Annotated in this window: 9 protein-coding genes; 4 read left to right on the top strand and 5 right to left on the bottom strand. The window is 63.3% G+C overall.

Going from position 1 to position 13269, the window contains the following annotated elements; all coding sequences use genetic code 11:
- The first annotated feature begins 1 nt into the window (after window position 1).
- Window positions 2-2791, top strand: a complete 2790-nt coding sequence (treY, locus tag YUO_RS0109875; protein WP_028347105.1) for a malto-oligosyltrehalose synthase — start codon at window positions 2-4, stop codon at window positions 2789-2791.
- Between the two features lie 4 nt (window positions 2792-2795).
- On the opposite strand, the gene YUO_RS0109880 is transcribed toward treY, so the two are convergent.
- Window positions 2796-3107, bottom strand: coding sequence for a polyhydroxyalkanoic acid system family protein (locus tag YUO_RS0109880; RefSeq protein WP_028347106.1), 312 nt, complete (start codon window positions 3105-3107; stop codon window positions 2796-2798).
- A 165-nt stretch (window positions 3108-3272) separates the two neighbouring features.
- On the opposite strand from YUO_RS0109880, the gene YUO_RS44670 reads away from it, so the two are divergent.
- Complete coding sequence (locus tag YUO_RS44670) at window positions 3273-3437, top strand: DUF3309 family protein (RefSeq protein ID WP_065727178.1); 165 nt, start codon at window positions 3273-3275, stop codon at window positions 3435-3437.
- Window positions 3438-3537: 100 nt separating this feature from the next.
- Here YUO_RS44670 and ligD read toward each other — a convergent pair whose 3' ends face one another.
- A complete protein-coding gene (gene ligD / locus YUO_RS0109890; RefSeq protein ID WP_028347107.1) occupies window positions 3538-6204 on the bottom strand; it encodes a DNA ligase D in 2667 nt (888 codons plus the stop codon).
- A gap of 99 nt (window positions 6205-6303) precedes the next feature.
- On the opposite strand from ligD, the gene ku reads away from it, so the two are divergent.
- Both ku and YUO_RS0109900 read left to right on the top strand, forming a co-directional pair.
- On the top strand, window positions 6304-7188 hold the full coding sequence (gene ku / locus YUO_RS0109895) for a non-homologous end joining protein Ku (protein ID WP_028347108.1): 885 nt from the start codon (window positions 6304-6306) through the stop codon (window positions 7186-7188).
- 142 nt (window positions 7189-7330) lie between these two features.
- Window positions 7331-8938: an AMP-binding protein gene (locus YUO_RS0109900; RefSeq protein WP_028347109.1), complete on the top strand. Its 1608-nt coding sequence runs from the start codon at window positions 7331-7333 to the stop codon at window positions 8936-8938.
- A 179-nt stretch (window positions 8939-9117) separates the two neighbouring features.
- Here YUO_RS0109900 and YUO_RS0109905 read toward each other — a convergent pair whose 3' ends face one another.
- The 3 genes from YUO_RS0109905 to YUO_RS0109915 all read right to left on the bottom strand — a co-directional run bounded on the left by YUO_RS0109905 (window position 9118) and on the right by YUO_RS0109915 (window position 13264).
- Window positions 9118-9723, bottom strand: a complete 606-nt coding sequence (locus YUO_RS0109905; RefSeq protein WP_028347110.1) for a pyridoxamine 5'-phosphate oxidase family protein — start codon at window positions 9721-9723, stop codon at window positions 9118-9120.
- Window positions 9724-9860: 137 nt separating this feature from the next.
- Complete coding sequence (locus YUO_RS0109910; RefSeq protein ID WP_028347111.1) at window positions 9861-10550, bottom strand: response regulator; 690 nt, start codon at window positions 10548-10550, stop codon at window positions 9861-9863.
- Entirely contained in the window at window positions 10547-13264 is a 2718-nt protein-coding gene (locus tag YUO_RS0109915) for a sensor histidine kinase (RefSeq protein WP_028347112.1), read from the bottom strand. Before YUO_RS0109915 ends, YUO_RS0109910 begins: the two co-directional genes overlap by 4 nt.
- Window positions 13265-13269 lie beyond the last annotated feature (5 nt).

Raw genomic sequence — 13269 nt, forward strand, 5'->3', positions numbered from 1 at the left:
AATGCCCCCGGCGATCCCGATCGCGACCTACCGCCTGCAACTGTCGGCGGATTTCGATTTCGACGCCGCCGCTTCCGTGGTGCCCTACGTGAAGGCGCTCGGCATCACCCATCTCTATGCATCGCCCTTCACGCGCGCCCGCAAGGGCAGCGCGCATGGCTACGACGTCATCGACCATGCCCAGTTCAATCCCGAGCTCGGCGGCGAAGCCGGCTTCGAGCGGCTAAGCGCCATGCTGCGGCAACACGATCTCGGGCTGATTCTCGATTTCGTGCCCAACCATGTCGGCGTGCATTTTGACGATAATCCATGGTGGCTCGACATGCTGGAGTGGGGGCCTGCCTCGCCGCACGCAGCCTCCTTCGACATCGACTGGGAGCAATTGCCATATCGCGCCCGCGGCGGGGTGTTGCTGCCGATCATCGGCTCGTCCTACGGTCAGGCGCTGGAAAGCGGCGAGATCGAATTGCGCTACGACGCCGGCGAAGGCAGTTTTTCGGCCTGGTACTTTGAGCATCGACTGCCGATCGCGCCGGAGCGTTATGGCGAAATCCTGCGTATGATCGTCAAGGAAGCGGGCGCGGAGGAAAGTGCGCCCGGCAGGGCCATGCTTGCGCTGGCTTCCCGCTATCAGGGGCCGCGACGGCCCAACCGCAAGGAAGCACCTGCGTTTAAGGCTGAACTAAAGGGCATCACGGGCGCCGCCGAGATCATCGCGCATGGGCTTGCGGCCTATCGGGCCGGGCCGGATCGCGCCGCTGCAACGCTGGCGCTGCATCATCTGCTCGAACGCCAGCACTACAAGCTCGGCCATTGGCGGCTCGCTTCCAGTGACATCAACTACCGGCGCTTCTTCGATATCAACACGCTGGCGGGCCTGCGCGTCGAGGACGCCGGTACCTTCGAGGCGATCCATCGCCTGGTCAAACGGCTGATTGCGGAGGAAAAACTTACGGGGTTGCGGCTCGATCACATCGACGGCCTGCGCGATCCCGTCCAGTATTTCCAGCGCCTGCGCCGGCTGATCCGCGATGGCTTTGGCGGGCGGAGCAGGCCCTTCTACGTGGTGGTCGAGAAAATTCTCGGCGAGCACGAAAAGCTGCCGCCATTCGTCGGCGTTCACGGCACCACCGGCTATGAGTGGCTGAACGCGATCACCCAAGTTCTGATCGACGATCGCGGCCTGGAGCCGCTCGACGAGATCTGGCGGCAGATCAGCAACCAGTCGCCAAGACTCGAACCGATCCTGCGAGATGCAAAACGTCGCGTGCTGGAAACGCTGCTGACCAGCGAGTTCACGGTGCTGACGCGCCTCTTGGCGCGGATTGCCAGCGGACATTATTCCACCCGCGACTATTCCGCCGACAGCCTGCGGCAGGCGCTCGAACTCTACGTGCTGCACTTTCCGGTCTATCGCACCTACCTGACAGCGTCGGGCCCATCCGCGCATGACCGCCAGTTGATAGCAGGGACGATCGAGCGGGCGCGCGCCGACTGGTTTGCCGCCGATGACGGCATTTTCGATTTCCTGCGCGACGCCCTGACAATGGACCTGATCAAGTCCGAGCGCGCGCATCACAGCGCGCCGCGCGTGCGCCGGTTTGCCTTGAAGATGCAGCAGTTCACCGGACCGATGATGGCAAAGTCGCTGGAGGACACGACGTTCTACCGCTACCACCGCCTGCTTGCCCTCAACGAGGTCGGCGGCGACCCCGCCGCAAGGGCAGTATCGGTTGACGACTTTCACGGGATGATGGAGGCGCGCGCCAAAGAATGGCCGCATGGCATGACCGCGACTGCAACGCATGACACCAAGCGCGGCGAGGATGCGCGCGCGCGCATCATGGCGCTTGCGGAAATTGCGGGAGAATGGACCGGCATTGTAGCCCGATGGAAACTGCTCAACGCGCCGCATCTGCTCGTCGATGGCGATCTGCGCGCGCCGTCGGCGGCGTTCGAATACATGCTGTATCAGGCGCTGGTGGGGGCATGGCAGCCGGACGACGCTTCGTTCGTGGAGCGAATGCAGGAATATGCGCTGAAGGCGGCGCGCGAGGGCAAGCAGGAAACGAGTTGGCTCAATCCCCACGCGGCCTACGAGACAGGCGTCAAGTGCTTCATTGCGAAGATCCTCGACCCCTCGCTGTCAGGCGAATTCTTGAATTCCCTGCAAACACTGGCGCAGCGGCTCTCGTTGCTGGGCGCCCTGAACTCGCTCAGCCAGATCACGCTGAAGACGACGATACCGGGCGTGCCGGACTTCTATCAGGGCACGGAACTTTGGGATCTTTCGCTGGTCGATCCCGACAACCGGCGGCCCGTCGACTTTGCCGAACGCGCTGGCCGGCTGGGCGCGGTGGAGAATCCGGATTGGGATCGACTGGTCGAGAAGTGGCCGAGCGGTCATCTGAAGCTGGCCTGGACACGGCATCTGCTCAAGCTTCGAACCGAGCTCGCCGATACGTTCGCAAGCGGTGATTACGAGCCCTTGGAAGTTAGCGGACCGCGTCGCGACCATTTCATCGCGTTCGCCCGCCGGCGAGGCCGCGAGGCTGCGATCGTCGTGGTCCCACGATGGTTCGCGCCGTTTACTGATGGCGGCAGACATTGGCCCGGTCCGGAGAACTACGACGCCGCGCTGAACGTCGGCGGCTACGCGATGGAAGGTTTTGCCGACGCCGATGCTGCGCAATTGCGCCTGTCAGACCTGCTGACGCATCTGCCGGTCGCGGTGCTGAAAGCAAGGTACAATGACGCGGCAGAACTCGCACCAAGGCGCCTTCGCGGCTGATACGTCAGCTCTTCTTGGTCAGCAGCAACTGGCCGCGGCTGCGGATCGCAGCCTGGGCCGCTTCGGCAAAGCGCTGCAACAACCATGGCAGCACCACTTCCACCTGCACGTGATCGTCGGCGACGTCAACATGGCCTGCCGCGCCTTGCCCGAGAGCGCTAACGTGGAAGATCATGCGGTTGTCTTCCCAGCGCTCCTCGTCGACAGTTAGCATCGGTACGCTGGAAGCGGCGCGCGACAGTCCTGTCTTGAGGCGGCGCATCGCCTCCTCGCGGCCCAGACTATGCGGGATGGAAACCACGAGCGGTTTGGTCATCGCTGAAAAATCCTCCCTGATCTAGCTGCATGTAATTGTACGCGGTTCGAAAGTAAGGGACGACCGCACGATCGCCTCGCAGACCGGAACTTTCGTGATTCACGCTTGTTACTTCCCGCGAAGGCAGGATAGACACACGCCCCGCTTCGGGCGGAGGAGAGATTTATGTCTATCGGCACAATCATTCTGATTATTCTCATCATCGCCCTGCTCGGTGGTTTCAGTGGCATCGGTGGCGGCCCGTTCTATGGCACCGGATATTACGGCGGCGGCGGACTGGGTCTGGTGATCGTAATCCTGTTGATCCTGCTGCTGCTCGGGAAGATCTGAGTCACGCGTCGCGAATCGTAGGGTGGGCAAAGGCGCACTTGCGCCGTGCCCACCTTTCTTGTTGAGAAAAGATGGTGGGCACCCTCTCGCTTTGCCCACCCTACATTGAGGCCAATTTCTTCATCGCCGGCTTGATCGACGCTGCCGCGTCATCGTAACCGTCCCACGCTTTCGTCTTCTCCAGTAGCGACGGCACGGTGCGGATCGTGTACTTCTTCGGATCGAGATCGCCGCGCACCTGAGTCCAGGTCAACGGCATGGACACGGTAGCACCCTCGCGCGCACGGGGCGACAAGGCAGCGATCGCCGTCGACATCCGGTCGTTGCGAAGATAGTCGAGGAAAATTTTTCCCTTGCGCAGCTTCTTCGACATGTTGAGCAGATAGCGCTCGGGATCATCGTTCGCCATCCACTGGCAGATACCTTGCGCGAAGGCCTTGGCCTCCTTCCATGAAACCTTGTCCCTTGCGCCATGAAGCAGCGGCGTTACCACGTGCAGCCCCTTGCCGCCGGTGGTCTTGCAGAAGCTCTCGAGGCCAACTGCAGTCAACCGCTGGCGCATGTCTTTTGCCGCCTCGATGACGTCTGAGAATTCAACATTGGGCGCGGGATCGAGATCGAACACCAGACGCCCCGGCGTGTCGTAAGCGTCCGGCGCACAATTCCAGGGATGCAATTCGAGGCCGCCGATCTGCGCCACCGCCGCCAATCCCTCGATCCGGTCGATCTGCAGATAGGGTTTGCGGTCGCCCGAAACCTTGGCCAGCTCGAACAGGTTGGACGCGCCCTGCATGGCGTGGCGTTGAAAGAATTTCTCGCCATGGATGCCGTCGGGCGCGCGAACGATCGAGCATGGACGGCCCTTGAGGTGGCTGATCATCCATTCGCCGACCGCCTCGAAATATTGCGCGAGGTCGAGCTTTGTAACGCCCTCGCCGTCGCCGGCGTCGGGCCATAGCTCCTTGTCCGGCTTTGAGATCACCACGCCCATGACGTCGCTGGTCTTGTTCGCTGTTGCGGGCGTTGCCCGCACCGTCGCGCCCTTGCCCTTGCCGGGCTTCGGCTGCGCGACGCCTGCCTTGGACGGTGTTTCCGCCTCCACCTCCTCGGCCGGCTTGTCCTGCCGCAGACCCTTGAACGCGGCCTGACGAATATTTCCGTCCGCGGTGAACCCCGCGAATTCGATCTCGGCGACCAGCTCCGGCTTCAGCCAATGTACGTCGCGGGTTTTCTTTGGCGCGTTCTGGCCGCCGAACGGGTTCTTGTCGGAGGCTGCGGCCTTCAGCGCCGGCATGATGCGGCGCACCTTGTCCTGCCCGAAACCGGTACCGACCATACCGACAAAGGCGAGATGATCGCCCCGGTAGACGCCGGCCATCAGCGAACGGAATTTGCCGTTGGTGGTCTTCCAGCCGCCCAGCACCACCTCGTGGCCGGCGCGGCATTTCGCCTTGGTCCAGCTCTCGGTGCGGCCCGAGCGATAGGGCCCATCGAGTTTCTTGGAGACAATGCCCTCCAGTTCGAGCTTGCAGGCCGATTGCAGGACGGCATCACCGCCGCTTTCGAAATGCTCGACATAGCGGATCTGCTTGTCCTTGCCCTTCTGTGCCTCCAGCAATTTCTTCAGCCGCGCCTTGCGGTCGCCGAGCGGCAGCTTGCGAAAATCTTCACCATTGGCGAACAGCAGGTCGAACGCATAGAAGATCAGGCTCTCGCTGTCGCCGTCCGATAGCGCCGCCTGCAGGGTAGAGAAGTTAGGCGCGCCGTTATGATCGAGCGCGATGATCTCGCCGTCGATCAGCACGTCGGGAAGCGATTTTCCTTCCTCGGCGATCGCCTGGAATTTGTCGGTCCAGTCGAGGCCCTTTCGGGTGTAGAGCACCGCATCGCCGTCCTCGACCCGCAATTGCACCCGGTAGCCGTCGAACTTGATCTCGTGACACCAGCCCTCGCCGCCGGGCGGCCGCTCGACGACTGTGCAAAGCTGCGGCGCCACGAAATCCGGCATCGCCGCGACCTTCTTCGGTTTGACGGCTGGCGCAGGCGCGCGCGTCTTGATCTCCGGCGCGGCCCGCAAGGCGGCCGTCTTCCGCAAGGTCCGCGCCTCGGCCGCATCGCCGCGGTTGGATTGCCAGACCGCGTCGGCCTTTGTCTTCGTGGCCAGCATGAACGGCTTTGGCGCCTTGCCCTTGCCTTGCGCGATCTGCTCCATTGTGCGCCCGGAGGCAACCGAAAGGTCCTCGTCGAGAATGTCGTTATCCTCGCCTTCCCTAACGAATTCGTCACGGTGCTTGATCAGCAGCCAGTTGGTGCGCTTGCCGCCGTAGCGGTCGCCCCGCATCCGCACCAGCACCCAGCTTCCATGCAGCTTGTCGCCATGCAGGGTGAATTTCAGGTCGCCCTTCTTGAAGCCGCGATCGGGATCATCGGACTCCCAATAGCCCCGGTCCCACAGCATCACCGTGCCGCCGCCGTACTGGTCTTCCGGAATGGTGCCTTCAAAATCGCCGTAATCGAGCGGGTGGTCCTCGACCTCGACCGCGAGCCGCTTGTCGTGAGGGTCGAGTGACGGCCCCTTGGTGACGGCCCAGGATTTGAACACGCCGTCGAATTCCAGCCTGAGATCGTAATGCAGCCGGGTTGCATCATGCTTCTGAATCACGAACCGCCGCTCTCGGGCGGGCGCGACCTCGACGTCGCCGGAGGGCTCCGCCGTTTTGCGGAAATCGCGTTTCTTGCGGTACGTGCTGAGCTTCTTCAACGCCACGGCCACACCTCAATCAAAACCGCCCCGCGGCAACACCCGGAACGAAAACCCATACTAACCGTTGAAGTTCCCAAACCCAAACTGCGCCCGGAGATTGCAATGGCCCCCCGCGCCTACTGGAAAGGCTCGCTTAAGCTCTCTTTGGTGTCATGTCCGGTTGTGCTGTATCCGGCCTCGACATCGGTCGAGAAGACCCGCTTTCACATGATCAACAAGGAGACCGGCAACCGGCTGAAACAGCAGATGATCGATGCCGAGACCGGCGATGTCGTCGAGAGCGACCAGAAAGGCCGCGGCTATGAGCTGAAAAAGGGCCAGTATGTCGAGATCGAAAAGGAGGAACTCGAAGCCGTCCAGATCGAGAGCAATCATACGATCGAGATCGACAGTTTTGTGCCGCGGGACGAAATCGACAAGCGCTACTACAACCACCCCTATTACATCGCCCCCGACGGCAAGGCCGCGGTCGATGCCTTCGCCGTGATCCGCGACGCCATGAAGGATGAGGAACGGGTGGCGCTGGCGCGCATCGTGCTGACCAACCGCGAGCATGTCATGGCGATCGAGCCGCTCGGCAAGGGCCTGCTCGGCACCACGCTGCGCTACCCTTACGAGCTGCGCGACGAGGAAGACTTCTTCGAGGACATCAAGACCCCGAAGATCACCAAGGACATGGTCGAACTCGCGGGCCACATCCTGCACAAAATGGCCGCGCATTTCGATCCCTCGAAGTTCAAGGATGAGTATGAGGACGCGCTGAAGGCGCTGGTGCGCCGCAAGGCTTCCGGCAAGCCGATCAAGGTTGCCGAGCCCGAGGAGAGGCCGGACAACGTCATCAACCTGATGGACGCGCTGAAGGCGAGCCTGAAAGGCAAAGCGGCGACGAAACGGCGCGCCCACGCCACGTCTTCGCGGCGGGCGCCGGCGCGCCGGACGGCAAGGAAAGCGCACCGGTCTACAGCCAGGCACCGCAAGGCGAGCTAACGCAGGCATATCCGCGTCATTGCTCACGCGGTTCTCGCGCACCTTGGCCACCCTCCCGCTTGCATTACCCGAAGCCGGAAGGCATTTTCCTCTTGGGAACTGACGCCATCGACAATAGCGGCGCCGGACCGGGGAGGAACGAATGGCATTGACGAAGTCGCACGTCGCAGGACCGACCACACCTGCGGTACGGGAGATGACATTCGGCGATCTCTTGCGCAAGGCGGCTGAGGCCGCGCCCGATCGCCTCGCCCTGATCGCGGGCGTGCCCGACCCAGCGCAGCGGCGGCAATGGACCTACGCACAGTTCTATCGCGAAGCCCAGCGCACCGCCCGAGCGCTGCTGTCGCGCTTCAAGCCAGGCGAGCGCATTGCCGTCTGGGCGCAGAACATTCCGGAATGGATGATGCTCGAATTCGGTGCCGGCATGGCGGGCATGATCCTCGTCACCGTCAACCCGGCCTTTCGCGCCCGGGAAGTGGAATATGTGCTGAAACAGTCGCGCGCCGCCGGCGTCTTCGTGGTCAACGGCTTCCGCGGCAACCCGATGCTGGAGACCGTGCAGGCGGTGGCGCCGAACTGCCCCGAGTTGCGCGAGATCATCTGCTTCGACGACTGGAATGCCTTCATCGCGGCCGGCGACGACGAGGGCATCAAGCTGCCGGCCGTCAGCCCCGACGATCCCGTCATGATCCAGTACACGTCGGGCACGACCGGTTTTCCGAAAGGCGCCCTGCTCCGCCATCGCGGACTGCTCAACAACGGTGCCGATACCGCCGACCGGATGGGCGTCGACGACGGCGACGTCTTCGTCACCACGATGCCGCTGTTTCATACCGGCGGCTGCGTCTGCTGCGTGATCGGCGCGGTATCGAAGGCCGCGACCACGGTGCTGGTCGAGGCTTTCGAGCCTGGGCTGGTGCTGGAAATGCTCGGGACCTATCGCGGCAACGCCATGCTCGGCGTTCCCACCATGCTGGTTGCGATGCTGGAGCACCCGACATTCGCGGCGACCGATCTGTCCTCCGTCAAGGCGATCTGCTCCGGCGGCTCGACAGTGCCGGCCTCGCTGGTGCGGCTCTTGGAGGAAAAGCTCGGCGCGCCCTTTACGATTGTTTTCGGCCAGACCGAATGCTCCCCCGTCGCGGCGCAGACCCGCACCCATGACAGCGTCGAGGACAAGGCCAAGACGATCGGCCTGCCGCTGCCCAATATGGAAACCAAGATCATCGATCCCAACACCGGCAAGACGGTTCCGATCGGCACGATCGGCGAGTTCTGCACCCGCGGCTATCACGTCATGATCGGTTACTTCGAAATGCCCGATGCGAGTGCGGCTGCGATTGACGCCGACGGCTGGCTGCACACCGGCGATCTCTGCGCGATGGACGCGCGCGGCTACTGCACCGTGGAAGGCCGGCTGAAGGACATGATCATCCGCGGCGGCGAAAACATCTATCCGCGCGAGCTGGAAGAACTATTGTTCAAGCATCCCAAAGTCGGCGAGGTCGCCGTGATCGGCCTGCCGCACGAGAAATGGGGCGAAGAGGTCGCAGCCTTCATCCGCCCGGCGCCCGGCGCCGCGATCGACAAGGAAGAATTGATCGCCTACATGCGTGCCTCGCTTGCCCCGCACAAGACGCCAAAACACTGGTACGTCGTGGACGCATTCCCGCTGACCGGATCGGGTAAGATCCAGAAATTCAAGCTGCGGGAAGCCTGCACCAAGGGCGAGATGACGGCGATCTAGGGAGCTTCCGTTCAAATACTTTTGACCGTCGTCCCTGCGAACGCAGGGACCTATACGCCGCGGCTTATCTGCGGCGCGATGGGGCCAATTGCCTTCGCTGCAATCCAGGCCGGTGGTCATGGGTCCCTGCGTTCGCAGGGACGACGAGGGTGATTTTCGGTGCGGGCTCGGTTGCCCGCTCACCCCTTGAATGTAGGCTGCCGCGGATGGATGCAGTCCTTGAAATCCGCAAAGCCTTTCCACGCTGGCTCCGGCGCGTCCTGTCCGGCTTGAGGCACGTAGATCGACGGCTCGATCGAACTCATCGTCGGAATATAGCGCGGACAGTTCGGGAAGATCGCACGCGCCGTCACGCGAACGATGAGCTGCGCGCCGACGGTTTCCGCGAGCAGCGGATCGCTGTCGCTCACGCTGGCGCGGCCGTTGACACGCAAACGCCGCGGCTTGTCGTGCATGGCGATGAACAGCAGACCGACATCGGCATTGACGACGACGTTGCCGAGACTCTTGAACATGCCGTTGCCGTCATAGTCGGGAAATGCGAGCTCGGAAGGCCCGGTGATGCGCACAAACCCCGGCGCCCCGCCCTTGAACGAGCAATCGGGCCTGCCTTCGGCGTCGGCGGTTGCCAGAAAGAAATAGGGCAGGCCTTCGATGAACAGCTTGTCGTCGGCCGAAAATTCCTTGCGCATCAGCTTCTCTTCGAGCCGATCCGAAATCCGGCGGCTGTCGAACCGGTCCTGCAATTGCCTGTTACCGTCGTGATACATGACGCTGTCAGCCATGCCGTACGCCCTCCTGCTCTGAACCACCTGGGTGGAAGGTCCAACCCGGCTTCCGCAGTGAAGCATACCACTTCATGGTGATGCCGCGTGGGGCAAGCTGACCGTAAGTGCGGGGATCTCCGCCACCGGAGGTATGATTAATCCGGTGCGCGCAACCGATACCCAATACCCGTCTCGGTCAGCACGAATTGCGGGCGCTCGGGATCAGCTTCGATCTTCTGGCGGAGCTGGCGGACATAGACGCGCAGATATTGCGCATCCGTCAGCTCGTCCCACAGCTCCTTCAAGAGGAAGCGATGGGTAAGAACCTTGCCGGCATGCTGCACCAGAACGCGTAGCAATTCGTATTCCTTCGGCGAGAGTTTTACGTCGCGCTCGCCGACCTTGACGATGCGGCGCACCAGGTCAACCGAGAGATCGCCTGCGCGGAATAGCGGGCGCTCGCCCTGCACCTGCAATTGGTGCCGGAGCGCTGCGCGCATCCGCGCCAGCAATTCGTCCATGCCGAACGGCTTGGTCAGATAATCGTCGGCGCCGAGGTCGAGCGCCTGCACCTTGCCGGCCTCGTCGCCGCGGCTCGACAGTACCACGATCGGCACGCTCTCGTTGCGGCCGCGGATCATGCGCAGGAGATCATGGCCCTGGATGTCGGGCAGGCCGAGATCGAGGATAATCAGCGCCGGGCCATCCGCGAGCTTTTCCAGCGCAATCTTGCCATTGGAGGCTTCGAGGATGTCGTAGCCCTGCGTGCTCAGCCCCATCCGCAGCAATTTGCGGATCGGCGGCTCGTCGTCGATCACCAAAACCTTGATCTGGGCGGCGTTCATGCGGCGGTATCCAGCGCGCTATCGGAGGCCGGGACGGGCAGTCGAATCGTGATGATGGCTCCAGAGCGATCGGTACGATTGGCGGCCGATATCGTGCCATGCATCGCCTCGACGAAACCGCGCGAGATGGCGAGCCCCAGCCCGGTGCCCGCACGGACGTGATCGCCCTTTTGGGCGCGATAGAACTTGTCGAACACGTTTTCCACCTCCGCAGGCGGAATACCGCTACCTTCGTCGAGGATCTGCAGCGACACACTGGCTTGATCGCGCGTTCCCCGGATCGAAATCGTGGTGCCGGCCGGCGCGTATTTGGCCGCGTTGTCGAGCAAATTGAACAACACCTGTTCGAACAGAACCGCATCCAGCTCCAGCATCGGCAGATTGGGGCTGAGCTCCAGTGACACCTTGTGATGCAGGAGGATCTTGTTCGCGCGGCGCAGCGTGCTGCCGACGATCTCGGAGACGTCATGCCGCGCGGTATTCGGTACGATCGCGCCGGATTCCAGCTTGGTCATGTCGAGCAGATTGGCGATGAAGCGATTGAGGCGCTCGGATTCGTCGATCATGGTGGCGAGCAGTTCGTTCTTCTGCGCGTCGTTGAGGCTGGAGCCGAGATCGCGCAGGGTGGAAGCGGCACCGAGCACCGAGGCCAACGGCGTCTTCAGATCGTGCGAGATCGAGGTCAACAGCGCGCCGCGCAGCCGGTCGGATTCCATCGTGCGCTTGACCCGGTCCATGTCTTCCACCAGCAGCACGCGCTCGATCGCCAGCGCGCCCTGATCGACCAGAGCATCCAGCAGGCGGCGCTGATCCGGCGTCAGCAACGGACCCGTGCGGTCGTCGTCGATGCCGATGACACCGATCGCGCCGCGCCCGGTTCGCATCGGCAGGAACAGCCGTTTGGCGCCCGGCAGCGTATCCGAGCCGCGCCCGGCCGCACGGTCGTTGTCCCAAGCCCATTTGGCGGCGGCAAGATCGGCCTCGCCCAGTTGATCCTCGGGCGGATAGCCCGACTTCACGGTGAGCGCGCCGTCCTCCGGCAATAGCAGCACCACCCTCACCTTCAGCATCAGCGCGGTCTGATAGGCGGTCGCCCACAGCACGTCGTCCAGCGTCGCAGTTCCGGCGAGCTTGCGGCTGAAGGCGTAGAGCAATTCGGTGGTGCGCACCCGGCCGATCGCGGTGTCGGCCTGAGAGCGGATCCGTGCCGCCACATTGGAGACCAACAGCGCAATCAGCAAGAAGAAGAAGAAGGCGGCGACGTTGGTCGGATCGGCGATGGTGAAGGTATAGAACGGCGGCATAAAGAAGAAATTGTAACATAGCGACGCCGCGGCGCTCGCCAGCAGCGATGGCCATAGCCCGTAGCGAACGGCGACGCCGACCACGGCGGTGAGAAAGACGAGATCGACGTTCTCGATACCAGCGAACATCGGTTGGATCAGTTCGGCAGCGCCGAGACCGATCGCGACGAACAGCAGCGCCATCATGTAGGGCCGCAGGTTGAACGGCTCCTGCCGCGCCGCGGTCTGCACCGCCGCTTTCGCCACGCCCTGTTCGTCGCCGGGGATGACGTGGACGCTGATATGGCCGGCGCGGCGCACCAGATCGTGCACGACAGAACCGCGCGTCAGCTCGAACCACCAGGAGCGGGTCGACTTGCCGATGACGATCTGCGTGACGTTATTGGCGTGCGCGAAATGGATCACGTCGTCGGCGATGCGGCGGCCGACGCCGGGAATGGTCAGCGCCTCGCCGCCGAGCGCTTCCGCCAGCCGCATGGTATCGGCCAGCCGGTCGCGCTGCTCGTCGGTCAGTCGCAGGCTGCGCCGCGTCTCGATGCTGACAGCGGTCCATTGCGCGTGCAGCCGGTCCGCCAGCCGCTTGGTATAGCGCACCAGCCCGGCCGCACGCGGATCTTCGCTGACGCAAACCAGGATGCGCTCGCCCGCCGCCCAGGGACCTGCTATGGCATTGGCCTGCATATGGGTGAGCAACTGCTCGTCGACGCGTTCGGCGGTGCGCCGCAGCGCCAGCTCGCGCAGCGCGGTCAGGTTGCCCGGCGAGAAATAATGCTCCAGCGCGCGCTCGGCCTGTTTGGGAACGTAGACCTTGCCCTCCTTCAGCCGCTGGATCAGATCGTCGGGCGTGACGTCGATCAGCTCAATGGCGTCGGCGCGGTCGAACACGGAATCCGGCACAGTCTCGCGGACCCGCACATGCGTGATCTGCGCGACCACGTCGTTGAGGCTCTCGATGTGCTGGATATTGACTGCCGTATAGACGTCGATGCCGTGGGACAGCAATTCCTCGACGTCGAGATAGCGCTTGGGATGACGGCTGCCGGGCGCATTGGTGTGAGCGAGCTCATCGACGAGCGCGATCTGCGGCCGCCGCGCGATCAGCGCATCCAGGTCCATCTCCTCGAGCGTCTGCTCCTTGTAGACAAGCCGTCGGCGCGGCAGCACCTCGAGGCCGTTCAGAAGCACCTCGGTTTCAGCCCGGCCGTGGGTTTCGACGATGCCGATCACGACGTCGGCTCCAGCCTTTTTCTTGGCGTGGGCGCTCTGCAGCATCTCATAGGTCTTGCCGACGCCGGGCGCGGCGCCGACAAAGATCTTGAGCTTGCCGGCGCGGCTCTCCTCGCGCCGGGCCGCCTCCAGCAGGGCCTCCGGCGAGGGACGTTGTTCGGGGTCGCGGCGGGCTTGGGCCATGCGGC

It is taken from the genome of Bradyrhizobium murdochi (genome assembly GCF_000472965.1).
Taxonomy (GTDB): Bacteria; Pseudomonadota; Alphaproteobacteria; order Rhizobiales; family Xanthobacteraceae; genus Bradyrhizobium; species Bradyrhizobium murdochi.